At 56.2% G+C, this 26,986-nt stretch carries 26 protein-coding genes; 13 read left to right on the top strand and 13 right to left on the bottom strand.

Annotated features, from left to right (window positions below):
• Positions 1-644 precede the first annotated feature (644 nt).
• Both GS612_RS20745 and GS612_RS18710 read left to right on the top strand, forming a co-directional pair.
• Positions 645-3,293, top strand: coding sequence for an AsmA family protein (locus GS612_RS20745; protein ID WP_171642351.1), 2,649 nt, complete (start codon positions 645-647; stop codon positions 3,291-3,293).
• Positions 3,294-3,691: 398 nt separating this feature from the next.
• A complete protein-coding gene (locus tag GS612_RS18710) occupies positions 3,692-4,261 on the top strand; it encodes a carboxymuconolactone decarboxylase family protein (protein ID WP_171120392.1) in 570 nt (189 codons plus the stop codon).
• Positions 4,262-4,388: 127 nt separating this feature from the next.
• Here the strand turns inward: GS612_RS18710 and GS612_RS18705 are convergent, their stop codons facing one another.
• From GS612_RS18705 to GS612_RS18695, 3 genes are all read right to left on the bottom strand, one after another.
• Complete coding sequence (locus GS612_RS18705; protein ID WP_171642349.1) at positions 4,389-4,703, bottom strand: DUF1244 domain-containing protein; 315 nt, start codon at positions 4,701-4,703, stop codon at positions 4,389-4,391.
• A gap of 87 nt (positions 4,704-4,790) precedes the next feature.
• Positions 4,791-5,030: a DUF6868 family protein gene (locus GS612_RS18700; RefSeq protein WP_171642347.1), complete on the bottom strand. Its 240-nt coding sequence runs from the start codon at positions 5,028-5,030 to the stop codon at positions 4,791-4,793.
• Positions 5,031-5,117: 87 nt separating this feature from the next.
• Positions 5,118-5,855: an N-formylglutamate amidohydrolase gene (locus GS612_RS18695; RefSeq protein ID WP_171642346.1), complete on the bottom strand. Its 738-nt coding sequence runs from the start codon at positions 5,853-5,855 to the stop codon at positions 5,118-5,120.
• A gap of 142 nt (positions 5,856-5,997) precedes the next feature.
• Here GS612_RS18695 and pyk point away from each other — a divergent pair, with 142 nt between their 5' ends.
• Entirely contained in the window at positions 5,998-7,443 is a 1,446-nt protein-coding gene (gene pyk, locus GS612_RS18690) for a pyruvate kinase (RefSeq protein ID WP_171642344.1), read from the top strand.
• Between the two features lie 12 nt (positions 7,444-7,455).
• On the opposite strand, the gene GS612_RS18685 is transcribed toward pyk, so the two are convergent.
• Positions 7,456-7,917, bottom strand: a complete 462-nt coding sequence (locus GS612_RS18685; RefSeq protein WP_174830357.1) for an Lrp/AsnC family transcriptional regulator — start codon at positions 7,915-7,917, stop codon at positions 7,456-7,458.
• Positions 7,918-8,115: 198 nt separating this feature from the next.
• On the opposite strand from GS612_RS18685, the gene GS612_RS18680 reads away from it, so the two are divergent.
• The 5 genes from GS612_RS18680 to GS612_RS18660 all read left to right on the top strand — a co-directional run bounded on the left by GS612_RS18680 (position 8,116) and on the right by GS612_RS18660 (position 12,184).
• Positions 8,116-8,553 (top strand): universal stress protein, encoded by a 438-nt coding sequence (locus GS612_RS18680; protein ID WP_152456999.1) that lies wholly within the window; start codon positions 8,116-8,118, stop codon positions 8,551-8,553.
• 13 nt (positions 8,554-8,566) lie between these two features.
• Positions 8,567-10,117, top strand: a complete 1,551-nt coding sequence (locus GS612_RS18675; RefSeq protein ID WP_171232732.1) for a sodium:alanine symporter family protein — start codon at positions 8,567-8,569, stop codon at positions 10,115-10,117.
• A gap of 183 nt (positions 10,118-10,300) precedes the next feature.
• A complete protein-coding gene (rpmI, locus tag GS612_RS18670) occupies positions 10,301-10,501 on the top strand; it encodes a 50S ribosomal protein L35 (protein WP_010443552.1) in 201 nt (66 codons plus the stop codon).
• A gap of 14 nt (positions 10,502-10,515) precedes the next feature.
• Positions 10,516-10,881 carry a 50S ribosomal protein L20 gene (rplT, locus tag GS612_RS18665; RefSeq protein ID WP_152457001.1) on the top strand — a complete coding sequence of 122 codons (366 nt, stop codon included), beginning with the start codon at positions 10,516-10,518 and terminating at the stop codon, positions 10,879-10,881.
• Positions 10,882-11,008: 127 nt separating this feature from the next.
• A complete protein-coding gene (locus tag GS612_RS18660) occupies positions 11,009-12,184 on the top strand; it encodes a peptidase S41 (RefSeq protein ID WP_171642342.1) in 1,176 nt (391 codons plus the stop codon).
• 90 nt (positions 12,185-12,274) lie between these two features.
• Here GS612_RS18660 and GS612_RS18655 read toward each other — a convergent pair whose 3' ends face one another.
• Entirely contained in the window at positions 12,275-13,666 is a 1,392-nt protein-coding gene (locus GS612_RS18655; protein WP_171642358.1) for an aspartate aminotransferase family protein, read from the bottom strand.
• Positions 13,667-13,887: 221 nt separating this feature from the next.
• On the opposite strand from GS612_RS18655, the gene GS612_RS18650 reads away from it, so the two are divergent.
• Positions 13,888-15,516 (top strand): acyl-CoA synthetase, encoded by a 1,629-nt coding sequence (locus tag GS612_RS18650; protein WP_171642340.1) that lies wholly within the window; start codon positions 13,888-13,890, stop codon positions 15,514-15,516.
• On the opposite strand, the gene GS612_RS18645 is transcribed toward GS612_RS18650, so the two are convergent.
• From GS612_RS18645 to hmgA, 8 genes are all read right to left on the bottom strand, one after another.
• Positions 15,495-15,848, bottom strand: a complete 354-nt coding sequence (locus tag GS612_RS18645) for a DOPA 4,5-dioxygenase family protein (RefSeq protein WP_171642338.1) — start codon at positions 15,846-15,848, stop codon at positions 15,495-15,497. The genes GS612_RS18650 and GS612_RS18645 overlap by 22 nt on opposite strands.
• A gap of 86 nt (positions 15,849-15,934) precedes the next feature.
• Positions 15,935-16,573 (bottom strand): maleylacetoacetate isomerase, encoded by a 639-nt coding sequence (gene maiA / locus GS612_RS18640; protein ID WP_171120367.1) that lies wholly within the window; start codon positions 16,571-16,573, stop codon positions 15,935-15,937.
• 11 nt (positions 16,574-16,584) lie between these two features.
• Positions 16,585-16,782 carry a DUF2783 domain-containing protein gene (locus tag GS612_RS18635; RefSeq protein ID WP_171120365.1) on the bottom strand — a complete coding sequence of 66 codons (198 nt, stop codon included), beginning with the start codon at positions 16,780-16,782 and terminating at the stop codon, positions 16,585-16,587.
• A gap of 5 nt (positions 16,783-16,787) precedes the next feature.
• Positions 16,788-18,398 carry an FAD-dependent oxidoreductase gene (locus tag GS612_RS18630; protein WP_171642336.1) on the bottom strand — a complete coding sequence of 537 codons (1,611 nt, stop codon included), beginning with the start codon at positions 18,396-18,398 and terminating at the stop codon, positions 16,788-16,790.
• A 134-nt stretch (positions 18,399-18,532) separates the two neighbouring features.
• A complete protein-coding gene (locus GS612_RS18625; RefSeq protein WP_171642334.1) occupies positions 18,533-19,483 on the bottom strand; it encodes an MBL fold metallo-hydrolase in 951 nt (316 codons plus the stop codon).
• A 10-nt stretch (positions 19,484-19,493) separates the two neighbouring features.
• On the bottom strand, positions 19,494-20,750 hold the full coding sequence (gene fahA, locus GS612_RS18620; protein WP_171642332.1) for a fumarylacetoacetase: 1,257 nt from the start codon (positions 20,748-20,750) through the stop codon (positions 19,494-19,496).
• Positions 20,751-20,771: 21 nt separating this feature from the next.
• On the bottom strand, positions 20,772-21,395 hold the full coding sequence (locus GS612_RS18615) for a LysE family translocator (RefSeq protein ID WP_171642330.1): 624 nt from the start codon (positions 21,393-21,395) through the stop codon (positions 20,772-20,774).
• Positions 21,392-22,747, bottom strand: a complete 1,356-nt coding sequence (gene hmgA / locus GS612_RS18610) for a homogentisate 1,2-dioxygenase (RefSeq protein ID WP_171642328.1) — start codon at positions 22,745-22,747, stop codon at positions 21,392-21,394. Before hmgA ends, GS612_RS18615 begins: the two co-directional genes overlap by 4 nt.
• 57 nt (positions 22,748-22,804) lie before the next feature.
• Between hmgA and GS612_RS18605 the strand changes: the two genes are divergently transcribed.
• The 4 genes from GS612_RS18605 (at position 22,805) to GS612_RS18590 (ending at position 26,983) form a co-directional block, all read left to right on the top strand.
• Positions 22,805-23,257 carry a MarR family winged helix-turn-helix transcriptional regulator gene (locus tag GS612_RS18605; protein WP_171642326.1) on the top strand — a complete coding sequence of 151 codons (453 nt, stop codon included), beginning with the start codon at positions 22,805-22,807 and terminating at the stop codon, positions 23,255-23,257.
• Positions 23,258-23,317: 60 nt separating this feature from the next.
• A complete protein-coding gene (locus tag GS612_RS18600) occupies positions 23,318-24,568 on the top strand; it encodes an adenylate/guanylate cyclase domain-containing protein (protein ID WP_171232725.1) in 1,251 nt (416 codons plus the stop codon).
• 308 nt (positions 24,569-24,876) lie between these two features.
• On the top strand, positions 24,877-25,980 hold the full coding sequence (locus GS612_RS18595) for an MHYT domain-containing protein (RefSeq protein WP_171232724.1): 1,104 nt from the start codon (positions 24,877-24,879) through the stop codon (positions 25,978-25,980).
• 148 nt (positions 25,981-26,128) lie between these two features.
• Positions 26,129-26,983, top strand: coding sequence for a xanthine dehydrogenase family protein subunit M (locus tag GS612_RS18590; protein WP_171642324.1), 855 nt, complete (start codon positions 26,129-26,131; stop codon positions 26,981-26,983).
• Positions 26,984-26,986: the final 3 nt, after the last annotated feature.

Here is a 26,986-nt window from a genome sequence, read left to right as displayed (position 1 = left end):
ACTGTTTGCTAAACGATCAAACCTCGTTAGGCTCATAACCTGAAGGTCGCAGGTTCAAATCCTGCTCCCGTAACCTGCGTCGCAATTCCTAAAACAAACCCTCAAACCAAAATCAATCCAACTGATCCAATGGATCAATGGCTTCTCCGCGACAGCCTCGCAAAACGAAACTCACAGACACAAAAGACGCATAAAACGATGCCAAAGGGTCAAATCTTAACGTTCAGATTTGAATAAATGCTCTTAATCCATGATTTAACACCATACTGAGTGATATTAACGTTGAAGACGCTCGCGTACCGATTTCCATTGGCTTTTTGGTTCGGAGCCGACAACAAGCATGTCAACACTGCGAATAGATCGGCGCTTCCGACGATATTGCTGAGGATGACAACTCTTCGCTTCTTTTAAATGTGACCCGCTCAAACGGCGAAGTCATTTACGACCCGCTCGACGCATGAACACCGATTGAACTATCGAGAAGACATCGCAACAAAAAATTGCTCACTCAGCCAACGTGGTTATCGCTTTAGTGCATCTAAATCCATCATCTCAATGGATTACAGGCCGATGATGCACTAACAATCAACTTGGACCAGTCTGATGAGGATGCTCAAGATGACTTGGAACCTTGGGAGAGAAGCGTGAGATACGTTGCCAAAGGTGTTTTCATTTGTTGCGCTGTTGCGCTTGTTTCTGTCTTTGCGGCCTGGCTATTCCTGTCCTCCGCGTTGTTTTCTTCTGTCAGGACCACTTTTGTCGAGAACCTGATCAGTAAGAAACTTGGTCAGGATGTCAGAATAGAAGATGAAGTGCGTCTCGGTCTGGGTCGGCAGTTGCAGATATCAGCGACGGGGTTGGTACTACCCGGGGCGCCGGAAGCAGATGCGAAGCTGGCGGCAATCGACAAACTTGAATTCGAAGTTTCCGCGCGTGACCTCTGGAAAAATAAGCTTTCTCTAAGTGGCCTCTCTGTCTCGGGTCTTCACCTGAACCTGATCACTGACAAGGATGGCGTTGGAAATTGGCACTCTGTTTCTCAACCGAATGCAGTAGCTTCGCAAACCGCAAAACCTCCGACGCTACCGGTCGCCGGAATTCTGTCGGACCGCACAGTTGACCTGACCGACATCACCATTTTTTATCAGAATGAATTGAATGGGCTTGAACTGAATCTGCAGCTTCCTGAACTGCTTTTGAAGCGTGACGATCAAACCAACACGGCCTCTGCGGCTGGGGAAGGTTCGCTGAACGGCGAGAGGTTTGAGCTCAGCGGAACGTTTCCAGCGGAAGACCCGTTTCGGATAACAGCGGTTTTTGGACAAGTCTCTATTCTTGCCGAAGAAGTCCCTAAGGAAGCCGGGCTTGAGGTGAGGACGACGATAGAGATTGTGGAACTTGGTCAGCTTCTCGACATCCTGAAACTTGATCGAGTATTGGAAGGCTCTGGGCGTATTGGCGCAACGTTCCAAACGGCCAACGGCACTTCCCGGATCGATGATTTGGCCGTGCTGGCGGAGTTGGATGGTGGTCAAAGCCTCTCGTTGAACGGGCAAATCGGGGAATTGGGAAACCCCGAAGATGTATCGCTGACAACACGTATTCGGTTGTACCCGGAAAATGCTGAACCAGCCCCCGCCGCATCACGATATGATCTTAAACTTGTTGCGGTCGATATGGTAATGGACAGTGTTCCTGGGCAGGTTCCTCAGCGACAAATGGTTATCAAGACCAACGGGTTCACATTGGACACCTCGGGCGAAGGCCCGCCTCCAATCAAGTTTTCCGAGCTATCCAGAACACCCGAAGGCGCCTTGCGTGTTGGAAGCATCAACCTGAGAATTGGGAACCCCGCTGATCCGTTTGTCATTTTGAACGGCTCGGTCGATGATGCGCTGAGGTTGCAAGGCATATCAGCTGAAGGTCTGATGGATATTCCGGCAAGCAGTCTGATCTCTCCAGAGTTGTTGGGGCCGGACGACCAGCTTGGCAGGTTTTCCGGCAACTTTCATTTGAACGGCGGCATCAATCAGCTGTCTCTAAAGAATCTGGATGGCCAGACAAGCGAAACGGAAGTCTGGAATCTCGAGGTGCATGGCAAGGTCAAGAACGTGCTCAAATTCGAGGATCTGGATCTTGCAATTGATGTCGATGTTCCATCCGGGGCGGATCTGTTGGAGGCGCTGTCACTTGAACGTGTCGAAACCGGTCCTGCGCGGTTTGAAATCGGGCTTGTCAGCCAGGGCACTGATTGGAACGCAAATGCTGCTGTCGAGGTAGCCGACTCTGCCCTGCAAATCGTGGCCGATCTTGATGATGCAACAAGTGACCCTGTATTGCGGGGTTCTATTGATAGTGAGCTGATCAAGGTAGATCAGATCCGTACCATCATTCAGGCCGTCGCACAGTTGAGGAAGTTAGGCGGTTCAGAGGCAGACGAGGAAGATGCCGATCAAGAAGACAGTGCCAACGGTCCGCTTAGAGATGTGACGCTTGAACCTATCGGCCGTTCAATTCTCTTGTCCGGTATGGATATGGATGTTGATATTGATCTTCGGCATATCGAAGGCGCCAGAGGCATAAGCAGTTTGCAGAGTGATCTGACCCTCAACGAAGAAGAGCTTAAGGCCGGGCCGTTGAAGTTTGAATACGGAGGCGCCCATTTCGACGTCAGCGGGCAAATGGATCTGTCGAATGACGCGCATCTGCTTACGTTGACCGGCAAGGCGGGCGGCTGGCAGCTGGATGACATCCTCCACAATCTGAACTTCAAAAAGGGTGCCAGCGGTACGATCTATGCTGATTTTTCGGTGACCGGCGGAACTGATTCACCAAAACACTTTGCCAACACCATGAATGGCAGCGCCACAGTTTCAATGCGGGATGGCTCTATCGAAACGCAGCTTCTGGATCTGGCGGGGCTTGGGGTTTTGCCTTGGGTATTTACAAAAGAAAAACAAAAGGTTGCGCCAATCGTATGCTTGCGCGCGCCGATCAATATTTCAAATGGAAATTTTTCGACAAAACAAACGACCCTGGAAACAGATCATGTCCAGGTTGTTGTCTTTGGCGATGTTAATGTGGCGGGAAAATCTCTGGATTTGAATCTGCAACCCCGAAAGATTGGCGAACCCCTTTCAAAAAGCCCCTGGCCAGTGACTTTGAAGGGTCCATTGTCCAAGCCGAACGTCAAGGTCAAGGATGGGCCGAAAAGGCTGAAACGATCTGATGGTGCGGATAAAATGCCGGCCAAACGAAAACTCTGCGTTCCGGATATTTTGCAGCTCCAATAGTGGGCGAGCGGCTCGGTACCTGACCGAACCCAGAGTTCGTGAAGGATCGTAATGTGACTGCTAAAGATGTCTGTTTTGGGCAAGGAGCGTGGATTGAAGGCCAAACCACGCTAGGTGTCCAACGTCTTGTGGCCACCCGGAACCCCCGTGTTTGCGGCAATGGCTGGATCTTCAGTCACAGGCTTCCACAGCTTCCAAAACAGGTCCAGGCACTCCGTGCATGCCTAAAGCTAGCCAACAGTTTGCGCACTCTGACACCGTGTAACGCGGCAATTGACTGCAATACTCGGGGATAACACCAACTACTCCATGCCGCCTTGCGACATGCAAAAGGTTGCTTGTTTGCGAAAGCCCGGAGCCCAGCTAGGATGCAAGATACGGATTTTTGAGGGGTCGAAATGAAAAACCTGTTTCCGTCCATGCCCGAAGACGCGAATCTGGGCCACGTCTATCGCGCTTTCCCGGAGAAACTTGGACCTCTGGCAGAGTACCAAAATCGTGTCATGCGGGGCGACAGTGAACTCAGCATCGCGGAACGAGAGATCATTGCAGCCTATGTCTCCGGATTGAACGCCTGCGCTTTTTGTCATGGCGCGCACACCGTGCATGCCAAGGCTTTCGGCATTGATGTCAGCACCATCGAGGATTTGATGGATGATCTTGAAAGCGCGGATATCGACGACAGTCTAAAACCCATTCTGGCTTATTCCGGGAAATTAACAACCAGCCCCTCCCGCATGACTGAAGCCGATGCAAAAGCAGTCTACGATGCCGGCTGGTCCGAGAATGCGCTGTTTGACGCTATACAAGTTTGCGGTTTGTTCAACTTGATGAATCGTATGTTAGAGGGCACCGGAATTACCGAGTATCATTCAGATACTAATTCCGCCGGTGAAGACGTGCTCGACAACCTGCGTAGCAAAAGGTGCTACCTTGATTTTGGCAAGGCAAACGGGCTTTTCGCATGACTTCTGATCTGTCGGTCTGGGCCAGGGGCCTAGAATAAGCGTATGGCGGGCGTGGCACAACAGCTTGAAACGGTAATCCAAATCAACAGGCCCGCCGGATCGGCGGGCCTTTTTGAGCTCTGCGTTGTCAGTCTTTCGTGCCGACGTTTTCTTCGAACGCAACCTTGAAGGCGGCCTGTTTCTCGGGGCTGGCCTCGGTTTGATATTTCGATTTCCATTCATCCATCGTCATGCCGTAGAAAATCTCGCGGGCTTCATCCTTGCCCAGTTCGATTCCCTTTTCGTTTGCCGCTTCCTGGTACCAGCGCGACAGGCAGTTGCGACAAAACCCGGTGAGGTTCATCATGTCGATGTTCTGAACGTCCGTGCGGTCTTCCATCAGGTGTTTTTGCAACCGGCGAAATGCGGCAGCCTGAAGTTCAATTTCGGTTTGCTTGTCCATGATCTGGCTCCGGATGGCGAATGAGTTGCTTCTGACCTAACAATCCAGTGGACCCGTTACAAGAAACGGACGTGCCGAAGCGCCTTTTCACATCAATTTCAATGCTAGCCAAGGCACGATGCAGAAAACCAGCGTCAGGATTTTGTAGTTCGCAAGATACCTGAAATAGGCGCGTTTCACATTCGGGCGTTCCATCCGAAACATCCTGCCGTGAATGTCGGCAATCCAATCCTGCAAAAGCAGAACCATCAGGGTGGTAAACAGAAGCACCGCGATATTGAGCACGGCCATCCAACCAAAAAACGTCGTCAAAAACTCTTGTGTCATGATGACCCCCTTTCCCAGTTGATATGGGACATGAAGGCCGTGCTCACAACAGCGTGATGCGCGGAAAAGCACGCGCAGGACTTGCGGTCAAAGGTCGCTGGCTTCCAATGCATCTTGCAGGATCACCGCCAATCGCTCGGCCCATTCCCTTTGCCCCGCATGGTCTGCGATCAAGTCGTTGCGCAGCTCGATCAGTGCGTTAGGGCGTCCAAACGCGGTACAGTGTTTGTCGATCGCATCCCCCGGCAGAACTCCGGTATACGGCTGGTTGACGCCAACGCACAGATCATCCTCGGCCTGAAGCCTTTCGATCAGCGGGCCAGAGAACCGCTCGTCCGAGGTGTGCAGCACGCCAATGTGCCATGGGCGCGGCTCACGACCGCGCAGCTGGCGGGTGAAGGAATGCATCGAAACGCTCACAGCATGGGGCAGGGCCGCCATTTGTGCCAGTGCCTCGTGGTAGGGGCGGTAGCACATATTCAGGCGACGTTCGCGCTCGTCATCATCTGCATGGCGATTTCCGGGTATGATTGACCCATCATAGAGCTTCATCAACAGCGTGGGATCGTCTTCACCCCGGTTCGGATCGATGACCAGCCGCGAGAAGTTGGCGGCAATCACAGGTGCGTTCAGGATCTCGCCCAAGTGTTTCGACACCTCATACGCACCGACGTCATAGGCGATATGGCGTTCCATATCCTCGCGCGGCAGACCGAGGTCGCCGCCATTTACGTCTGGGGGAACAGTGTTGGTTGCATGGTCGCATGTAATCAGCCAGCGAGACGGGCGGTCCGCACCGTGGACGAAAAATGGAGTGTATGTCATGAGCCTGTCATCTTGTTTGCCGCTGGTGTAGGGCAGTTGCTTTGAAAAGGGAATTGCGCAATAAGCATCGAGATGATGTTTGCGGTAACATTTCGCGGAAGCTGATCTGCAAACTTGAGATGACGTAAGGAGGTCTATGCCAATGCGACGCCTAAGAAATGTGAAAATCGTGGCGACGCTGGGGCCAGCGTCAAATGACTATGACACGATTCGTGCCCTGCACGAGGCTGGCGCGGATGTCTTTCGTTTGAACATGAGCCATGGCAGCCATGATGAGATCCGCGAACGGCACAAGATTATTCGGCAGGTGGAAAAAGATCTGGACAGCCCGATTGCCATTCTGGCCGACCTTCAGGGGCCCAAGCTTCGCGTTGGTGTCTTTGCCAATGAGGCAGAGGAGCTGGAAGAAGGTGCGTCCTTCCGGCTCGATCTCGACCCTGCTGCGGGCGACATCAACCGGGTCTGCCTGCCGCATCCCGAGATTTTCGCGGCGCTTGAGCCGGGCGCGCGCCTGCTGGTGAATGACGGCAAGATCCGACTGATCGTTCAGGACTGCGGGCAGGATTTTGCAAATTGCACGGTCGAGGTGGGTGGCACGATCTCGAACCGCAAGGGCGTCAACGTTCCTGATGTGGTGCTGCCGCTGGCGGCTTTGTCGGCCAAGGACCGAGAGGATCTGGAGTTTGTCTGCCAACTGGGTGTGGACTGGTTGGCGCTGAGCTTCGTGCAGCGCGCCAAGGACGTTTTCGAGGCCCGCGCGCTTGCGGATGGTCGCGCGGCGATCCTGTCCAAGATTGAAAAACCTGCCGCAGTTGAGGCGTTTGACGACATCCTTGATGCGTCGGACGGGATCATGGTGGCACGCGGCGACCTGGGCGTGGAACTGCCTGTTTCTGCCGTGCCTCCGATTCAGAAACGACTGGTCCGTAAATGCCGCGGGGCAGCCAAGCCCGTCATCGTCGCCACACAGATGCTGGAAAGCATGATCGAAAGCCCGATGCCGACCCGTGCCGAAGTGTCGGACGTTGCGACGGCGATCTACGAAGGCACCGATGCCATCATGCTCAGCGCGGAATCGGCAGCCGGTGCCTATCCGATCGAAGCGGTGCAGACGATGAACAAGGTTGCCATCGAAGTCGAAGCCGACCCGACATATACGCAGATCATCGCGGCGTCGCGTACCGCCAAGGGAACCACCGTTGCGGACGGGATTGTTGCCGCCGCGCGTGAAATAGCCGAGAAAACCGATATCAAGGCGATCTGCTGCTTTACGCAAAGTGGCACGACAGCCGCATTGACCGCGCGCGAACGTCCCGGTGTTCCGATTATCGCGATGACGTCGCTGATGGGAACGGCGCGCAGACTCTGCCTGACTTGGGGTTGCAACTGCGTCATGACGCCCGAGCTTGAACGGTTCAAAAGCGCGGTTGTAAACGCAGCGCGCGCCGCAAGGGCCGGGGGCTTTGCAACCGAAACCGACCAGATCGTTGTCACCGCCGGGGTGCCGTTCAACGTACCGGGAACCACCAACATTCTGCGCGTGGCACCCTGTGACGAGCGACTGATCTACAGCACGGATCCCGAATAACCGGAACGGGTATCAAGGCCCGGACACCCGTTGGCCAACCGGCTCTTTCACGGCCTCCATGACCGTGAATGAGCTGGTTTGGTGAATCCCGGGCAGCTTGTTGATTTTCTCACCCAGTATCATCCGGAAATGCGCGATATCGCGGGTGCGGACTGTCAGAAGATAATCGAACGACCCTGCCACCATCAGGCAGCTTTCGATTTCCGGCACATCGCGTACGGCCTCGTTGAATTTTTCCAGGGATTGCTCGGCCGTTGCGGTCAACGAAACCTGTACGACGGTCAGAAGAGCCAGCCCCATTCTCTCTTTGTCGACGATGGCGCTGTAGCCCTTGATATAGCCGTTCTTTTCCAGCCGTTTCACACGTTCGGAACACGGCGTGTTTGTAAGGTTTACGCGCGCCGCAAGCTCAACTATTGAGAGCCGGCCATTGGCCTCAAGCTCGTGCAGGATGCGTTGATCGATATTGTCCAATTCTCTACTAATCAGTAAAACTTCCTGTTATTTTAGTGTAAAACGACAATTTCCACTGAATATAGACCAAAAAAATCCCCAATTCCTAGTGAAAATTCCTGATACTTACCAAAGGGCGGTCTTATTGAAAGTTCCAAGTTCCGGCTGCCCTGCCGGGGGCACGGGCCTCGGCCAAATGAAAAATAATGGAGGAACGACATGACAACAAAGATTGTCATAGGACTCGACGGGACAGAGACCGGTGAGCGCGTGATTACCTTTGCCAAAGATTTGGCAAAGTTGATCGGGTCGTGTGAACTGGTGGTCGCTTATGTGATTGAATGGTCCCCTTACACCTTTCAGACACCGGAAGAAAACGCGCAGCGTCACAAGCGACGGGAAGAAGAGGTTGATCTGGCAACGTCGCGGATCGTGACACCTGCCGTTGAGGCCCTCAGAGAGGCTGGTTTTGAAGCGCAGGGTGTTGTTCGCCACGGCGACGTGGCCGAGACCTTGAACGCCATTACAATGGAAATGGGCGGCTCGCAGATCGTTGTCGGCCGGTCTTCGGCGGACGGGATCAAGAAACGTATCTTCGGCAGCTCGACCCAGAACCTTGTGATGCATGCCGATGTTCCGGTCACGGTTGTGAACTGAAGGGAGGGACAAAATGAGAATGCTTAAACAACTCGGCGCCTCAATGGCAGCCGCTATTGTCGCCAGCCCTGCCTTTGCGCAAGAAGCTCCGGGGCTTGATGAAAAAATCAACCAGACTTTCGCTAATCTGACCGGTCCATTCGTCAGCTTCATCTTCGCGCCATTCCCCGGGACCAGTTTCCCATGGATCGTGATGTGGCTGGTGATCGCTGCGACGGTTTTCACGCTGTATTTTGCTTTTGTGCAGATGCGGTTTTTTGGCCACGCAATCAGTCTTGTCAAAGGTGACTATTCCGACCCCAATGATGCGGGCGAGGTCAGCCATTTTCAGGCTCTGGCTACGGCGCTTTCCGGTACGGTCGGTCTGGGGAATATCGCGGGTGTTGCTGTTGCCGTCGGCATCGGCGGACCGGGCGCAACCTTCTGGATGATCCTGGCGGGTCTTCTGGGGATGGCGTCGAAATTCACCGAATGTACGCTGGGCGTGAAGTACCGCAACGAGTACGAAGACGGCACCGTTTCGGGTGGTCCGATGTACTATATGTCCAAAGGGTTCAACGAACTGGGCTTGCCGGGTGGTAAGATCCTGGCGGTTTTGTTCTCGATCTTCTGTATCCTTGGCGCGCTTGGTGGGGGCAACATGTTCCAGGCCAATCAGGCGCATCAGCAGATCGCGGGAATCGTGGGTGACTATCCGGGCTGGATTACCGGGCTGGTCTTCGCAGCGGTTGTTTTCATGGTCATCGTCGGCGGCCTGAAGTCCATCGCACGGGTGACCGAGAAGGTGGTACCGTTCATGGGCATTCTCTATGTTCTGACCGCTCTGGTCATCATCCTGATGAATGCGGATATGATCGGCTGGGCCTTTGGCCAGATCTTCGCCGGCGCCTTCACCGGCCTGGGTGTTGCAGGCGGCATGGTCGGGGCGCTGATCCAGGGCTTCAAACGTGCGGCGTTTTCGAACGAAGCGGGTGTTGGCTCGGCAGCGATTGCGCACTCGGCAGTACGGACCAAGGAACCGATCACGGAAGGCTTCGTTTCCTTGCTGGAACCGTTCATCGACACCGTGGTGATCTGCACAATGACCGCTCTGGTCATCATCATCACCCAGCAATTGATCATCGATCCCGAAACCGGCAACTACATGCTGAATGAGGCCGGCACGGCGATTGCCACTGTTGACGGCAACTCGGGTGTCAGCCTGACCTCTGCCGCCTTCGGCAGCGCGTTCGGTTTCTTCCCGTATATCCTGGCGGTTGCGGTGATCCTGTTTGCCTTCTCGACCATGATCAGCTGGTCCTACTATGGCCTCAAGGCCTGGACCTACCTTTTCGGTGAGGGTCACACTAAAGAGCTGGTGTTCAAGATCATCTTCTGCATCTTCGTCGTCATCGGTGCCGCAGCCAACCTTGGCCCGGTCATCGACTTCTCGGATGCGGCGATCTTTGCGATGGCGGTGGTCAACGTCTTTGCGCTCTACTTCCTGATGAAAGTGGTGCGTCAGGAGCTGGCCTCGTATTCCGAACGCCTGAAAACCGGTGAAATCCGGAAATTCGAACACTAAACCCAATCACTGGGGCGGCCTTTGTCGCCCCAGTGCCCGATCAGCCGGCAAAAAGCGCAGAATCTGATCCAAACCCCCTTGCCAGTATGACCGAACTTGCGTAAACGGCGCTTCTGATCGCGTGACCGGCCGAGATGGCATGCCGAGTCGCGTCTGGAACCGAACCCGAAAAAGGAGACGGAAATGCCTAAGATGAAGACCAAGTCGAGCGCCAAAAAGCGCTTCAAGGTGACTGCGACCGGTAAGGTCCTTGCTGGCCAGGCCGGCAAACGGCACGGCATGATCAAGCGGACCAAGAAATTCATCCGCGACGCCCGTGGCAACACCACCCTGTCCGCCCCCGACGCCAAGATCGTCAAGGGCTACATGCCCTACGACCGCTAAGAGGAGATTAAGAGATGTCCCGCGTTAAAGGTGGAACCGTAACTCACGCCCGTCACAAGAAGGTCATCAAGGCCGCCAAAGGTTACTATGGCCGTCGCAAGAGCACCTTCAAGGTTGCCCGTCAGGCCGTCGACAAGGCCAACCAGTATGCAACCCGCGACCGCAAGAACCGCAAGCGCAACTTCCGCGCACTGTGGATCCAGCGTATCAACGCTGCTGTGCGTTCGCATGACGAGGCACTGACATATTCCCGCTTCATCAACGGCCTGAACCTGGCCGGTATCGAGGTGGACCGCAAAGTTCTGGCCGACCTGGCCGTGCACGAACCGGAAGCGTTCGGCGCGATCGTCGCCAAAGCTCAGGCAGCTCTGACCGCCTGATCCTCTTTCGAGAGACAGTGAAAGAAAGGCCGTCCCAATTGGGGCGGCTTTTTTTGTTTTCCATAGAGTGGACGTCGGTGTTAAGCACACTCTGGACATCGTCCAGCAGTCGTGCGCACCTTAAACTATGTCGCTGGTACAAGACTTTGAGCAAGTTTTAGAAACTGCCTTGCCACGTGATCCCAGCTTTCGGCGGATCGAACAGACGGCGATAGACAGTTGCATTAGTGATGCCCGAAGATACGCTTCAGAAGGTCTAAAAGAGGCCTTTCTGTTTTCAACAATGCGCCTACTGGCACTTCCCGACAACGGGCACACGCGGCTGATTCCGAATGATGCCATCTCGGTGCTCCCGCTGAGATTCGTGAGTATCGGAACTGCTGTCCAGTTAGTTGGTACGGCACCAGAAATAACTGCGCCCAGAGGAAAGCTTGTTGCAGTCAACGGCACACCGTTAAGTCAAATCGAAGCCGCCTCAGAAACATTTCTGGCAGGAACGCGCCAAAGGAAACGGGTAATCGGATCGATTATACTCGTGTGGCCCTATGCTTTGGCTCGTCTCGGTTTTTCCTCGAAAGACGAAACGACCGAGTATCGCGTGCAAGACGAGAACGGTCAGATATCCGAATTCAAAGTGGAAAACGGTCATACGGTTCCTGCATCAACGCTCTACCCGAGAAACGAGCATGGCCGGGCCGATCCGGCTTGGACACCCGAGAGACTTGTGGAGACTAAGGGCTGGCGGGGACTTGGGCTTTCGATACTGTTGCCCAGTTTTCTCGATTCAAGAGAAGGTGCGCTGCCGAAAGCCATCTCAGGTGCAGCAGAACAAGTAAGCGTTTGCTCGGAAAAAACGCTCTTGATTGACATTCGTGGAAACACCGGTGGCGACTTTCTCAAAACGATGCCCTTGATCGACGCCATCTCTGAAAACGCAAGCAGGCAGGTTGTTGTGCTTGTCGATAAATTCACGTTTTCGGCTGCGATAGTTTTTGTCGCCATCCTCAAACATCGATTGGGACCTAGGCTCAAGCTCATAGGGGAAGAAATGGGTGACGGGTTGACGTTTTTTGCCGAGGGAGGTTCGCTCGATTTGCCAACCAGCGGGGCGGTCGTTCGATACTCATCGGCTTTTCACGATTGGGAGAACGGAACCAGCGATGAAACCACACCTGCCGAGATCGCGCGGCAACTAGTTCCGGCTGGAACACTGGATTTGGATTGGGAATTGATCACCGAACCTACCGCTGAAGATGCACACGGCGCGTTCTATCAACGAATTCTCAGAAGTCTGAGAAATTAGACGAATGGCAGGAAAGCCCACGTAGATACCACGCGAACGCAAAAAAACCGGCGCATTCAGCGCCGGTTTTCGTAAATTCATTGAGGGAACTTACCCGAACACACGCCCCAGCGCGCCATCGACCGCGTCGGTGATCTGGTCGATGTCATCGGCCGTCGCGATCAGGGCAGGCGAGAAGCACAGCGTGTTGTTGCGGCTTGGGATCGAGCGGTTTGTGACACCGATGATCACGCCCTGGTTCATACAGTCGGCCACAACCGCCTGCGCCAGTTTCTCGTCCACAGGCTCTTTGCTGGTACGGTCTGCGACCAGCTCGGCACCCAGGAACAGGCCCTTGCCGCGCACGTCGCCAATAACCTTGTGCTTTTCCATCAGCGCCTGGAGGTTGCCCATCATGCGGTCACCCATGGCCGCGCAATTGCCCAGAAGGTTTTCATCCTCGATGATGCGCATGTTTTCGATCGCAGCCGCCGGACCGGCAGTGCAGCCACCAAAGGTCGAGATGTCGCGGAAATAGCTCATCGGGTCCGAAGCATCATCCTTGAACATGTCAAAGACCTCCTCGGTGGTGACCATGCAGGCAATCGCGGCATAGCCCGAGGCCACGCCCTTGGCCATGGTCACGAAATCCGGCTTGATGCCGTATTGCTGATAACCGAACCATGTGCCGGTGCGGCCCACGCCGCAGACAACCTCGTCGATATGCAGCAGCACGTCGTATTTCTTGCAGATCTCCTGCACGCGCTGCCAGTAACCCTCGGGCGCTTCGATCACGCCGCCACCTGCGGTCACCGGCTCAAGACACAGCGCGCCAACGGTGTCGGGGCCTTCGCGCAGGATGACCTGTTCGATCTGGTCTGCCGCCCATTCGCCGAAATTCTCTTCGGGGGCACCGTCCAGTTCGTGCTTGCGATAATCCATGCAGTGGGGCACGCGCACGAAATCCGGTGCAAAGGGGCCGTATTGTGCGGTGCGCTCGTCCTGACCGCCTGCCGACATGGTTGCCAGCGTCGAGCCGTGATAATCGCGGTCACGATACAGGATCTTGGTCTTTTTGCCGCCGTACTTCTTGTGTGCGATCTGGCGCACCATCTTGAAGGCTTTCTCGTTCGCCTCGCTCCCTGAGTTGGTGTAATACACGCGGCTCATTCCGGGCATCTTGTCGATCAGTTGCTCGGCAAAGATCGCGCCGGGGATCGAGCCGGCCGAATTGGCGAAATAGCACAGCTTCATCAGCTGGTCGTAAACGGCCTTGCAGATCGATTCGCGGCCATAGCCGACGTTGACGGTCCAGACACCGCCGGATACCGCATCCAGATGCTCTTTGCCTTTCTGGTCCCAGACGCGCATGCCCTTGCCTTCGACAATGATGCGGGGGTCATTGGTTTCAAAGGGTTTGTGCTGGATCAGATGATGCCAGATATGGGCGCGGTCGGCTTCGACCACGCGGGAAAGATCGTTTTCGTTGAACGTGCCGTCCATGACAAGTCCTTTCAGTGAGGTGCGGTGCACGGGGTGCGGAAATGGTGTGCCCCGGCATATGTTTAAGATGCTTCAGATCACCGCGAATGGCCGGATCTAAGTAGGGCCAGATCGCACCATCCCGTATTGCCAGTCAATAAGGGTACCGTAATACTACGGATTTGTCAGAGCACCAAGTTTGTGCTCAAGTCGCGCAAACCGAGTGCAGGGAGGATCAGCAGTTGGCAGCGACCAATATCTATGAGCGTCATTTGGACAAATGCCGGGCGAATTACACACCCTTGTCGCCCCTCTCGTTCATTGAGCGCACGGCGCAGGTTTATCCCGATTACCCGTCGGTCGTTTATGGTGAGCGGCGGTATACTTGGGCTGAAACCTATGCCCGGTGCCGCCGGCTGGCGGGTGCCCTAAATGCGCGGGGTATCGGAAAGGGTGATACCGTTTCAATTATCGCCGCAAACATCCCCGAGATGTACGAAGCGCATTTTGGTGTGCCCATGGCGGGCGCCGTTTTGAACGCCATCAACACGCGTCTGGATGCTCCGATAGTCGCTTTCATCCTGAACCACGCCCAAGCCAAGGTCTTGTTGGTTGACCCCGAGTTTTCCGGCGTCGTGAAAGAGGCGCTGGAGCAGGTTGATCATGATATTCTGGTAATCGACATCGAGGATCCCAGCTTTGAAGGCGGTGAAAGGCTTGGCAGTCTGACCTATGACGCCCTGATATCAGAGGGAGACCCCGAATTTGGCTGGTCAATGCCCGAGGATGAATGGGACGCGATCACGCTGAACTATACGTCCGGCACAACGGGCAATCCCAAGGGCGTGGTTTATCACCACCGCGGCGCCACGCTGAATGCACAATCGGATTTGCTGGACTGGGATATGCCCAAGCATTCGATCTATCTGTGGACCTTGCCGATGTTTCACTGCAACGGATGGTGCTTCCCCTGGGCCATGGCCGCCAATGCGGGCGTGTCCGTCTGTCTGCGCGCTGTGCGTGCCGAGCCAATCTATGCGGCATTCCGCGATGAGAAGGTCACCCATTTCTGCGGTGCTCCCATCGTTTTGAACATGTTGGCCCACGCGCCGGATGAACTGAAAGACTTTGACCATCAGATCAAGGTTATGACCGCGGGCGCTCCGCCGCCGGCCGCCGTGATCGAAGCGATGGAGGCGATGGGGGTCGAGGTCACGCACGTTTATGGCCTGACCGAGACCTACGGGCCCTCGGTCGTTTGTGCGTGGAAGGATGAATGGAACGACAAGGGACCCGAAGACCGTGCTGCCCTGAAAGTAAGGCAGGGCGTGCGGTATACGGCACTGTCTGGCCTGATGGTGGCCGATCCCGAAACGATGGAGCCCGTGCCTGCGGATGGTGAAACCATGGGCGAGATCTTTATGCAGGGCAACGTGGTGATGAAAGGGTATCTCAAGAACCCTGATGCCACCGATGGGGCCTTCAAGGGTGGCTGGTTCGCATCCGGCGATTTGGGCGTCATGCATCCGGATGGCTATATCGCGCTCAAAGACCGGTCCAAGGACATCATCATATCAGGCGGCGAGAATATCTCTTCCGTCGAGGTCGAGGGCATTCTCTACAAACACCCGGCAGTCATGGAAGCGGCGGTTGTGGCCCGGCCAGACGAGAAATGGGGCGAAACCCCCTGTGCCTTTGTCGAGCTGAAGCCCGGTACGACCGCGACCGAGGCAGACCTGATTGCCTTCTGCCGGGACAACATGGCCCATTTCAAAGCGCCCAAGACCGTGGTGTTTGGCACCCTGCCGAAGACTTCAACCGGCAAGGTGCAGAAATTCGTTCTGCGGGATCAGGCGCGGGCGCTGGGCTGAAGCGTGTCGAAGATCGACAGGTCCAGATCCAGCATTTCACCCATCCAAATCGCGCGATCACGGTGATCGGCCAGATGGTCGCCGGTTTCCGGGTGGGTGAAAACGGTAAGGCCCCGCCGGTTCAGCATCAACCACGGAGTGACCTGATCGAAGGCATCAGCCGCAAAGCTCAACTGGCAGCTCCAGCGCGGGTGGGGGCCGACATTGCGGCTATGCATGCGTCCCATCCGGACGGGGAACAGACGGGCGGCCTCTGCGCAGACCTGTTGCGCTGTGTGCTGCGTGTCGGCGTCGAAATAGACATGGGCGTGGTATCCGGTGATCTCGGGCATCAGAACCTCTTTTGCTTAGATGAAACAAAGCTAAGTCCGATTGCGACGGACGCCTAGGCACACCGGCACACAGGACCTGTGCAAGCTTATTGGGGTGCGTGCCTGTCAGGATGCGCCGCAACAAATGCGGGATGATCGGCACAGGCCTTTTCGACACCCAGCAGACGCGGCATGTCCGACAAGTCGACCTTCCACCGGCGTGCATTATATATCTGCGGGATCAGGCAGATGTCGGCGAGGCCGGGCTGTGAACCAACGCAATAGGGGGTTTGTTCAAACTCACCCAACATGGTCTCGAAGGCCTGCAACCCCGGCCGTATGAAGTGCCGCATCCACTCTCCGGGCATGTCGGTCGGGTCTTTGCTGAGGGTGGTCGCATGGCGAGCAACTGAAAGGTTGCAAACAGGGTGAATGTCCACCGCAATCGCATAGGCCAGCGCCTGCACGCGCGCGCGCCCTGCTGCATCGTCGGGCAGAAGGTTCAATTCACGTGTCTTGTCCAGATAGTCGAGAATGGCCAGAGACTGTGTCAGCCGCTGCCCGTCAATATCCAGCACCGGAACCAACCCTTGTGGATTTCGCGCGATATGTGCATCGCCCTTGTGTTCGCCGCCCACCAGGTCGACGACAACCGCGCGATAGTCGATCCCGGCCAGATTCAGGGCGATCCGCACCCGATAGCTGGCCGAGGACCGCCAATAGTCATAAAGGACGGTTTTGCTCACATTCGAATCCGTCACTTGTCGGCCAGGGTGGCGGCGCGAATAGCGTCAGACAACACCGCCTTGTCGCCGATGTGATTGGCCAGCACCAGAACCAGTCGGGCGTTCAGCGCGTCACTGTCGGCTTTTTCAAGCCCTTCATGCGCGGCCAGCAGCTCGGCATAGAAGTCGTCAGCATCGTCGATATTCGGGGATAGGATCAGGTCAGACATCGCGCTCACTCCTTGCCACAGGCTCTGCGGATAGCATGGCGGAAACTGTTTTCTTCGTAACTGTCCCGGCGCGCCGCCACGTGCTGATCAGGACGGATTAGATAAACTGCGCTGGTTGCGTCGCCCAGATAGCGACGTTTCAGCGCCAGGGTCTGGTCATCCTTGACCGACAGCGCCAACCGCGTGACCTCGACTCCGTCTTCTTCCAGCACTTCCGGGGCATCCGCATCAATCGTCAAAAGGGTGAATTTGCCTGCCAGTTTGGGCAACAGGAACGCATCACCCAGCGGCGCGTCCGGGCAGGCCGAGCCGGGGCGCGTTTCGGCTGGGCCATCCAGCGCGTCGGCAGAATTCAGGGTCGAGCCGTCATAGGTGCAAGGTTGACTCAGGCGTCCCGAATTCACCAACGGACGCGCAAATTCGTACTTCTCGCTGAGGTCCAGAACCGCATCCCGCAGAACCCGCGACATTTCGGATTTCGGCGTGATGAAATCGGTGGACCGGCTGGATTTCTGGATGTTCTCATCAGCCCCGTGCACGCGTTCCGCGTTGTAGCTGTCCAACAGGCTTTCGGGGGCTTTCCCATCCAGCACCAGTTTCAGTTTCCAGCACAGGTTGTCAGTGTCTTGCAGGCCGGAATTGGCACCGCGCGCGCCAAAGGGGCTGACCTGGTGCGCGCTGTCGCCGGCGAATAGGACACGCCCTTTGCGGAAGCTCTCCATGCGGCGGCACTGGAACGTATAGATCGAGACCCACTCCAGCTGAAACTCGACGTCATCGCCCAGCATCGCCTTGAGGCGCGGGATCACATTCTCGGGGCGCTTTTCGCGTTCCTTGTCGATGTCCCAACCCAGTTGCAGGTCTATACGCCAGACATTGTCTGGTTGTTTGTGCAAAAGCGCGGATTGTCCGCGATTGAACGGAGGGTCAAACCAGAACCAGCGTTCCGAGGGGAAATCGGCATCCATGATCACGTCCGCGATCAGGAAATTGTCTTCGAAAACACGCCCTTCAAAATCGATGCCCAGCATGCGCCGGGTGGGCGACGCAGCACCATCGCAGGCGATCAGCCATTCGGCCTCGAGCGTATAGGGGCCTTCGGGGGTTTCGACCTCCAGCCGAACGTGATCTTCGTGCGTACCGATTGCGTCAACCTTGTTGCGCCCGCGAATTTCTATCGGTGCGCCTTCTGCCTGCAACTCGCGCACGCGTTCCACAAAGGAGTTTTCAAAATGGTATTGCTGCAAGTTGATGAAGGCCGGGTTGGCATAGCCTTCGTCCGGCTGAAGGTTGAAATCATAGACCTGACGGTCGTCGAAAAAGACCTTGCCCCGGTCCCACAGCACGCCTTTGTCGACCAATCGCTGGCCGCAACCCAGCCGGTCTGCGATTTCCAACGTACGCTGAGAAAAACAGATGGCGCGGCTGCCGAAGCTGACTTTGTCATTCTCGTCCAGAACCACAACTTCGACCCCTTGCTGGGCCAGATCGATGGCGGCGGCCAGACCAACCGGCCCCGCACCGATCACGATCACCTTGCGCCTGACGGGCGTCGGGCTGTCCTGATCCGGGCTGCGTTCATATCCGTAAAGCGGCGTTTCAAAGATCTTGTTCATGGGCTCCCCCCGAAACAGATGCACCGATGTGCTGCATGTCCTGTCCCCCGGCGACGGGCGCCGGAGGTCTTAGTTTATGGTTTCATCGAATCCCGCCGCAAAAAACGATCTGGATCAAACTCGACCGTTTTTCGTCAGCCTTGCAGGGCTTCCCACATCTCGAGGTCGCGCTGGGCGGTCCAGATGCGGGGCGTGTCAATGCCGCGTGCCTCGTCATAGGCGCGGGCCACATTGAACGGCAGGCAGTGCTCGTAGATTGCGTAGTCGGCGAACTTCGGATCACATTCAGCGCGGACTGCGTCCCAGGCCTCTTTCAGGGACCCGCCGCGCGCCGCGACCTTCGCCGCCGGCCGGTATGTGCTTTCGACAAAATCGCGGGTGTTCTCGATGGCCGCATTCACCATGTCCTTGCCAACCAGCGCATCGCCGCGCCCCGGTGCGATGGCGTCGACGTCGAACCACTTGATCTCGTCCAACGTGTCGCCCCAATCGCTGAAATGACCGTCACCGCAATAGCAGGCCGAGCGATATTCGACGATATCGCCGGTGAACATCACGTTCTGATCCGGCACATGGATGACGATATCGCCTGCCGTATGCGCGCGGCCCAGATGCATCAGGTCGATCCGGCGGTTGCCCAGATACACCGTCATCGTATCGCTGAAGGTGGTGGTGGGCCATGTCAGGCCGGGGATGCTTTCATGCCCTTCAAAGAGGCGCGGGAAGCGCTGGAATTCGCTGTCCCAGTCTTCCTGACCCCGCTCGACGACCATGGCGCGAGCCATGTCCGACATCAGGATCTGCTGCGCGCCGAACGCGCTTGCGCCCAGAACACGCACTGCGTGGTAGTGGGTCAGGGCCACATGCGTGATCGGTTTGTCGGTGACGGAACGCACGCATTCGATTACCTTGTTTGCCAGACGCGGAGTCGCCTGCGCCTCGACGATCATCACGCTGTTGTCACCGATGATCACACCCGAATTCGGATCGCCTTCGGCGGTAAAAGCATAAAGCCCTTCTCCAACTTCAGTAAAGCTGATCTTTTTTTCCGACATGTCCCCCTGGGACGCGAATGCCTTGGCCATAGTGGGTTCCTTATCGTGAATATGGGTTTTCAAGAGCGGGCAAAACGGTGCCGACACATTCACCGAAACCGATCGTGTAGCCATCGCCCTTGGCAGCACCTTTGAGGGTCAGGGTATCGCCGTCCTCGATGAAGCTGCGGGTTTCGCCTGTATCCAGCGTGATCGGTTCCTTGCCGCCCCAGCTGAGTTCCAGAAGGGAACCGCGGCTGTCCTTCGTCGGCCCCGAGATCGTGCCTGATCCCAGCAGGTCGCCCGTGTTCATGGGGCATCCTGATGTGGTGTGATGCGCCAATTGCTGCGCAGCGGAATAGTACATCTGGCTGTAGTTGGTCCGAGCAATCGTCGTGGCGGGTTGCCCGGCAGGTGCCATGGTGATCGCCAGATCGATGTCATAGAGCATCGGGCCGCAATCCTTGAGGTGGTCCAGCAGCTCGAACTCGCGGGGTGGCGTGTCACAGCGGAATGGCTCCAGCGCCGCCTTGGTCACGATCCACGGGCTGATCGAGGTTGCCGTGGCCTTTGCCTGAAACGGGCCCAGCGGCTGATATTCCCATGCCTGGATGTCGCGCGCAGACCAGTCATTCAGAAGCACGTAACCGAAGATATTGTCATCCGCTTCCTGCACGGTGATCGGACCATCCGAGGGTGTTCCGACAATCGCGCCCATCTCAAGCTCGATGTCAAAACGGCGACTGGGCAGGAAGGCGGGCAAGTCCTGATCGGGGGCTTTCAACTGACCCCAGGGGCGGCGAATATCGGTGCCCGAGACCACGACCGAAGATGCGCGGCCGTTGTAACCAATGGGGATGTGCAGCCAATTCGGCGGCAGGGCGTTTTCCGGCCCCCGGAACATGGTGCCCACGTTGAAGGCATGGTGTCGGCCTGCGTAGAAATCGGTGTATTCGCTGACCGCAAAGGGCAGATGCATTTCCGCATCTTCCTGTTTGACAAGCAGCGGCTCGACCTTGGTTTGTTCATCTGAACCTTCGGACAGCAGGCTGATCAGCCGCGCGCGCAGCGCGGCCCAGACGGCTGGGCCTTCCTCCATCAGAGGGTTCCAGAACGGCATTTCGAAAAGGGGCTCATCGCTCAGGGTGATCAACCCCTCCGCTTCGGCGGCCGTGACGTCGAGGATCATGTCGCCGATGGCCACACCACAGCGGGGATCATCACCTTCGGTCGAGAAGACACCATACGGCAGGTTATTCAGTGGGAACGGATGTGTCGCGTCATTGGCCGACGCCACCCAGGATGTCATTAGAGGCATACGATGTCCCTGTTTTGTTGGTTAAGCAGAAGGGCGAAGGGATTTCAGCCCCAACAAGATAGCAGCGAGGATCATGAAGCTGCCGCCAATGCGGTCAAGCCACAGCTTTGCCGGGCCTTGCAAACGGCGAGCCAGCCAGCTTGCGCTGCCGCCATATGTGGTCAGGAACATCCCGTCCATGACCAGATAGGTGGCAGACAGAATGGCGAATTGCGGCCAGAAGGGCAGGGCTGCGTCAATGAAAAGCGGAAACAGTGCTGCAAAAAAGACCACGGCCTTGGGATTTGCGGCAGAGGTAACGAACCCCTGCATCAAAAGCGATTTGCGGCTGACCCTGGGCGCGGTTTGCGCATCGGATACGCGCGCCTTAAGGATCTGTTTGACCCCGAGATAAACCAGATAGGCCACACCCAGCCATTTAATGACTGTCAGCGCGGTTGCAGATGTGGCGATCAGGGCGGCCAGGCCCAGCCCCGCCGCCAGCATTTGCAGAAAGTTCGCCGTCAAATCTCCGGCAGCGGTGAACAGCCCGCGCCGAAGCCCGTTAGTCGCTGAGTTTGACAACATCAGCAACTGGCTGGGTCCCGGTGTGCTCATCAGCAGCAGGACCGTTGCCACATAGGTGATCCAGATATCCAAGCTCATTTCTTGCCCGGCGTTCCGTCGAACTTCTTCTCAAGCGATGTCCAGCAGTCGACGTAATCATCCTGCAACGGCGCTTCGGTGGCGGCAAACGGGGTCAGGTGCTGCGGGAAGCGGGTTTCGAACATGAACGACATTGTCTGGTCCAGCTTGTCCGGCCCCAGGTTGGAGTATGACGCCTTGTCGAAGGCTTCCCTGTCGGGGCCATGCGGGATCATCATGTTGTGCAGGCTTGTGCCGCCGGGAACAAAGCCCTGAGGTTTCGCGTCGTACTGGCCGTAGATGTTGCCCATCAGCTCGGACATGATGTTCTTGTGGTACCACGGCGGGCGGAACGTGTCTTCCATCACCATCCAGCGTTCGCGGAACAGGACAAAGTCGATATTGGCCGTGCCGGGCTGGCCGGACGGAGCCGTCAGAACGGTAAAGATCGACGGGTCGGGGTGGTCAAACAGGATCGCGCCGACGGGGCAATAGTTGCGCAGGTCGTATTTATAGGGCGCATAGTTGCCGTGCCATGCCACGACATCCAGTGGGCTGTGGCCGATCTTGGTTGTGTGGAATTGCCCGCACCATTTGATTGTCACGGTAGAAGGGGTTTCACGATCCTCATAAGCGGCCACCGGTGCCTTGAAGTCGCGCGGGTTGGCCATGCAGTTGGCACCGATTGGTCCGCGCCCTGGCAGTTCAAACTTCTGACCGTAATTCTCGCAGACAAAGCCGCGCGCAGGGCCTTCCAGAACCTCGACCCGGTACAGCAAACCGCGTGGAATGATCGCGATTTCCTTGGGTTCCAAGTCGATGATTCCCAGTTCTGTCGCAAATCGCAGGCGCCCTTCCTGTGGCACAACCAGCAATTCGGAATCAGCCGAGAAGAAATAGTCATCCACCATGGATTCCGTGACCAGATAGATGTGGCTTGCCATGCCGACCTGCGTGTTCACGTCACCTGCGGTCGTCATGGTCCGCATACCCGTCATCCAGTTCAGACCTTCATCGGAATGCGGGATAGGATCCCAGCGGTACTGGCCAAGGCTGATTACATCCGGATCAATGCAGGGGGCCGATTTCCAGTAGGGCAGATCGATTTTTTCATAACGGTGTGAATGCTTTACGGATGGGCGAATTCGATAGCACCAGGTGCGCTCGGGTGGGTTGGCGGTAAAGGCCGTGCCACTCAGCTGCTCTCCGTAAAGACCATAGTTGCACCGTTGCGGGCTGTTCATCCCTTGCGGCAGGGCCTCGGGCAGGGCCTCGGTTTCAAAGTCGTTCCCAAAGCCTGGCATATAGCCTGCATGAGTTCCGACAGGCGTCGCAGCCTGTGTCAGCGTATGCGGATCAGTCGGACGATTCATTGCGTTTTCCTCCGTTTGCTGCTTGTCGGTTAATAGTTGATTTTGTAACTAACAAGCATGACACACGATGAATCCGAAAAAAATGATGACTTTTATCTGCAAAATTTTCTGCCCTTCCTGCTGAATCAGGCGGCCGAACGGGCTTCGCTTGAGTTTCAGGCAGTTTACAAGGGCCGTTATGGGATGCTCAGAACCGAATGGCGGGTATTGTTCCATCTGGGTTTGTTTGGCGAGATGACCGCCAAGGAAATCGGTGAGCGCGCCAGAATGCACAAAACCAAAATCAGCCGTGCGGTCGCCAAGCTGGAACAGCGTCGATACCTGAAACGCACACGGGACGAAGCGGATCGGCGGGCGGAATGGTTGACACTAACACCAGCAGGGCAATCTGTGTATCGTGACCTGCGCGGCGTTGCTGCCAATTACGATGCGAAACTGTCAGACCTGTTCAAACCGGAAGAGGCCGCGTTGTTGCGACAAATGCTGCAAAGGTTGGCTGGTTTGGACTGACCTATGGCAATTGACGCGGCCTGCCCCCAAATGGGGATCATACTTGATACGGACAACAAAATGACATTGCCAGATTCCGCTTCAGTTTTCTCACATTCCCTGATTGATTGGCTGGTCAACAAGGGGCTAGAGGGCGCCGGGCAAGAAGAGCTGTTGGAAGGGTTTTGTGCCCGATTGGTGGAAATGGGTATTCCGTTGATGCGCTTTCATGCGGCGCAGTCGACCCTGCATCCGGTTTACGGTGGTACCGGTTACAGCTGGTACAACGGCGCGGGCGGTGAATCTGAGAAGTTTGAATACACGGAAACGCCCAGCGAAGTTTGGCAGCAAAGCCCACTCTATGTGCTGCTGAACGATGATCTGGATGAAATCCGGGTCAAACTGGTCGACCATAATGAACCCAGCCGCTTTCCTTTGTTGAATGATCTGCGTGAAATCGGAGCGACAGACTATTATGCCACCGGCTTGTCATATGAAGGGGCCAGTCAACTGCGCCCCGACGGCACGAAGAAGGTCAGCGATGGTGTTCTGATGTCCTGGACCAGCGACGCACCGAACGGATTCGAAGACAGCGATCTGAACAAAATACAAACTGTACTGCCGCATCTGGGGCTGGCGCTCAAATCCGCCAAGAACCAGGATCTGGCCAAGGATTTGATGCGGGTTTATCTGGGGCGGGATGCCGGTCGCCGGGTTCTGTCGGGTGAAATTCGGCGCGGGTCTTTGCAGCAAATCGATGCTGTGATCTGGAATTTCGACCTCGAAGGCTTCACCACGCTGTCCGAAGACCTGCCAGGGCATGAGATCATCGACATGCTGAACGACTATCTGGCTGTCGCCGTGGGTGTGGTGCATGACAAGGGCGGCAACATCCTGAAATTCATGGGTGACGGCCTGATGGCAATGTTCGATGTCGGAGAGATCGACGAAGACGCCCGTGCCGCGCTTGATGCTGTGCCTTTGTTGCAGTCCCGCATGGATGAACTGAACGCAAGGCGCCGCGCGCAAGGTCTGCCGGTGGCCAATTATACGCTGGCCCTACATTCGGGCGAGATTCTCTATGGCAATATCGGGTCCGAGACCCGGCTGGACTTCACTGTGATCGGCCCGGCTGTCAACCAGGCCGCCCGCATTGCGGGAATGCACCGGTCTTTGGGTCAAAGGATCCTTATCTCGGACGATGTCGCCCGCGCTGCACAGCCCTGCGCGCAGGAGCTTGTCTCGGTCGGCCGCTACATGCTGCGCGGCGTGAATGAGCCGAAAGAGTTGTTTACGGTATACAGTCCCGGCGGGCCATCAGAATCCGATTGAATTTGCGGCTATTCCTTCCAGCGGTTCCGAAACTGAAAGGCTTGATGGAACGCCTTTAACCCGCCGGGATTGAGCGGCGGTTTGGACCGGATGTTCGACTATAGTGTGAATATGAACATTAAGCTGGTTAGAGCCCAAAGCGGTCGATGACTCATCTCACAGCAGTCCTGCCCAACGAGCAATAAACGCTGAGACAGACTCTGGTCCTTGTTTGCAATGGCTGTGCAGGAATTGTTTCTGCCGGATGTACCTCTGCTAGGTACAGGCAAAGATTGAATTAAGAAATCCGCTGCGGCATTGTCCGGCCCATGGAATTTCTGGACTTCGGACATAACCCTTGGTTGGTGGTTACATCGTTCGTTGTGGCGCTAGTTGCTGGGGCCACGGGATTGTCTTTGACGAGGGATTTGTCCGAAAAGTCGCTTTCACAACGCAGGTTGGCCATCGCGTTGGGTGCCGTTGCTTTGGGTGGAGGGATCTGGTCAATGCACTTCGTGGCTATGCTTGGCCTAAGGCTGCCCATCCTGTTTTACTATGATGCCGCAATCACGCTCGCGTCTGCGCTTATTGCGATCCTTATGGTCGCCTTGGCGCTTGTCCTTTTGCATTTCACTGAGCGCTCCAGGGGGGTCATCATTGCTGCCGGAGCAATCGTAGGCGCGGGCATCTTGGCGATGCACTATGTGGGAATGGCTGGCATGCAGCTTTGCAAACCCGTTTATACCCTTCAAGGGGTGCTCGGGTCGTCGGTATTGGCTATTGTCCTGTGCATTCTGGCGATCGGCATTGCCTATAATGAGCGTTCCAACAGGACCATCGCGATCGGCACGCTATGTTTTGGCGTAGCTGTCTTTTCAGTGCATTTCCTGGCCATGGCAGGAACCAATTTTGTAGCCTTGAAAGATATCCGAGAGTTTGGGCCCGTCATCAGCAACGAAGTGATGGCCGTTGGGGTGATCCTGTCGAGCTTTGTTATCTTCGGCGCATTTTTGTGGGTCGGCACAACTTATCTTGTGCCTATGCAAGCCACAGAGATCCCGATGACAGGCGTGGCCCAAGACGAGCCTTCACCAGATCAGACCCCACCTATTCGCATCCCCTGTGAAAGAGACGGAGGCAAGGTCTTTATTGCCGCGCCTGACGTTGCATTTGTCAGGGCGGATGGTCACTACACGCAGGTCTACACCCGCACAGAAAAATACTTTTGCGTCTGGCCGATCACTGAAGCGGTCAAACGGCTGGAGCCAACCGGCTTTTTGCGCGTGCATCGCAGCTATATCGTGAACCCCAAAAAAGTCGCGCGGTTTGAACGGACCAAAGACAAGGGACAATGCACCTTTGGTGAGGCCGATCTTCCCCCGGTGCCGGTCAGCCGATCAAACCTGAAAGCAGCACTGACCGCCTTTGGGTAACGCGTGGTAATTCCGGCAGCGCAACTCGTGCGCCCTGAAGCGCATTTCGTGCAAAACTAGCGAAAACAAAGTGTTTTCTCGGGTCTACAACCCGACGTCGCGCGAGCTTCTCTAACAGCCAGAACAGTTGCTGCAGGGAGGAGAGGCAATGATTCCAGCTGCCTTTGAATATTATAGACCTAAGGATTTGGCGGGCGCCCTGTCCGTACTTGTGGAGCACGGAGATGACGCACGGGTCCTCGCAGGGGGGCACAGTCTGATACCCATGATGAAGCTCCGCATGGCCGAAGTGCCACATCTGATCGACTTGCAGGATGTGGAGGGATTGAGCGGCATCTCCATTGAGGGGGATAGCATCCGCATCGGCGCGATGACGACGCAACATGACATCATCGACAACGCTCAATTGGCGTTGGCTGCTCCGATCATGCGCGAGGCTTCTTTGCAGATCGCAGACCCGCAAGTGCGTTACATGGGCACAGTTGGCGGCAACGTTGCAAACGGCGACCCGGGTAATGACATGCCGGGTTTGATGCAGTGCCTGGACGCGACCTTTACCTTGGTCGGGCCGGATGGTGAACGCAAAGTCGCGGCCCGCGATTTCTACGAAGCGGCTTATATGACTGACCGCGAGGATGAAGAGATCCTGACAGCGGTGGAGTTCAATGCACCAAAGGGCGGGTACGCCTATGAAAAGCAAAAGCGCAAAATCGGCGACTACGCCACCGCGGCTGCTGCGGTCCTTTTAACTAAAGAAGGTGGGGCTTGCACCTCGGCTTCCATCGCGATGACCAATCTGAGCGATACTCCAGTTCATTCTGAAGATGCTGGTGCTGCGCTTGTCGGCACGTCCGTGGATGATGCGGTAATCAAAGCGGCGGTGGACGCCATGTTGGGTGACATCGATCCAACACAGGACAACCGCGGTCCCATCGAATTCAAACGTCACGCAGCGGCGATTATCTTGCGCCGTGCGATCGAAAACGCCTGGGCCAGAGCCTGAGGA

Source organism: Ruegeria sp. HKCCD6157, assembly GCF_013110685.1.
Taxonomy (GTDB): domain Bacteria; phylum Pseudomonadota; class Alphaproteobacteria; order Rhodobacterales; family Rhodobacteraceae; genus Ruegeria.
The sequence above is the reverse complement of the archived record's forward strand: the minus strand, read 5'-3'. Positions and strand labels throughout refer to the sequence as shown.

Bases quoted from the DNA above. Each gene is read 5' to 3' on its own strand.
- hmgA (WP_171642328.1), bottom strand. From the start codon at position 22,747: ATGAATCGTCCGACTGATCCGCATACGCTGACACAGGCTGCGACGCCT.
- GS612_RS18615 (WP_171642330.1), bottom strand. From the start codon at position 21,395: ATGAGCTTGGATATCTGGATCACCTATGTGGCAACGGTCCTGCTGCTG.
- GS612_RS18595 (WP_171232724.1), top strand. From the start codon at position 24,877: ATGGAATTTCTGGACTTCGGACATAACCCTTGGTTGGTGGTTACATCG.
- GS612_RS18700 (WP_171642347.1), bottom strand. From the start codon at position 5,030: ATGACACAAGAGTTTTTGACGACGTTTTTTGGTTGGATGGCCGTGCTC.
- GS612_RS18630 (WP_171642336.1), bottom strand. From the start codon at position 18,398: ATGAACAAGATCTTTGAAACGCCGCTTTACGGATATGAACGCAGCCCG.
- GS612_RS18625 (WP_171642334.1), bottom strand. From the start codon at position 19,483: ATGGCCAAGGCATTCGCGTCCCAGGGGGACATGTCGGAAAAAAAGATC.
- GS612_RS18705 (WP_171642349.1), bottom strand. From the start codon at position 4,703: ATGGACAAGCAAACCGAAATTGAACTTCAGGCTGCCGCATTTCGCCGG.
- rpmI (WP_010443552.1), top strand. From the start codon at position 10,301: ATGCCTAAGATGAAGACCAAGTCGAGCGCCAAAAAGCGCTTCAAGGTG.
- GS612_RS18590 (WP_171642324.1), top strand. From the start codon at position 26,129: ATGATTCCAGCTGCCTTTGAATATTATAGACCTAAGGATTTGGCGGGC.
- GS612_RS18600 (WP_171232725.1), top strand. From the start codon at position 23,318: ATGACATTGCCAGATTCCGCTTCAGTTTTCTCACATTCCCTGATTGAT.
- GS612_RS18710 (WP_171120392.1), top strand. From the start codon at position 3,692: ATGAAAAACCTGTTTCCGTCCATGCCCGAAGACGCGAATCTGGGCCAC.
- GS612_RS18695 (WP_171642346.1), bottom strand. From the start codon at position 5,855: ATGACATACACTCCATTTTTCGTCCACGGTGCGGACCGCCCGTCTCGC.
- GS612_RS18660 (WP_171642342.1), top strand. From the start codon at position 11,009: ATGTCGCTGGTACAAGACTTTGAGCAAGTTTTAGAAACTGCCTTGCCA.
- rplT (WP_152457001.1), top strand. From the start codon at position 10,516: ATGTCCCGCGTTAAAGGTGGAACCGTAACTCACGCCCGTCACAAGAAG.
- pyk (WP_171642344.1), top strand. From the start codon at position 5,998: ATGCGACGCCTAAGAAATGTGAAAATCGTGGCGACGCTGGGGCCAGCG.
- GS612_RS18675 (WP_171232732.1), top strand. From the start codon at position 8,567: ATGAGAATGCTTAAACAACTCGGCGCCTCAATGGCAGCCGCTATTGTC.
- GS612_RS18680 (WP_152456999.1), top strand. From the start codon at position 8,116: ATGACAACAAAGATTGTCATAGGACTCGACGGGACAGAGACCGGTGAG.
- GS612_RS18635 (WP_171120365.1), bottom strand. From the start codon at position 16,782: ATGTCTGACCTGATCCTATCCCCGAATATCGACGATGCTGACGACTTC.
- GS612_RS18655 (WP_171642358.1), bottom strand. From the start codon at position 13,666: ATGGACGGCACGTTCAACGAAAACGATCTTTCCCGCGTGGTCGAAGCC.
- fahA (WP_171642332.1), bottom strand. From the start codon at position 20,750: ATGCCTCTAATGACATCCTGGGTGGCGTCGGCCAATGACGCGACACAT.
- GS612_RS18645 (WP_171642338.1), bottom strand. From the start codon at position 15,848: ATGCCCGAGATCACCGGATACCACGCCCATGTCTATTTCGACGCCGAC.
- GS612_RS18605 (WP_171642326.1), top strand. From the start codon at position 22,805: ATGACACACGATGAATCCGAAAAAAATGATGACTTTTATCTGCAAAAT.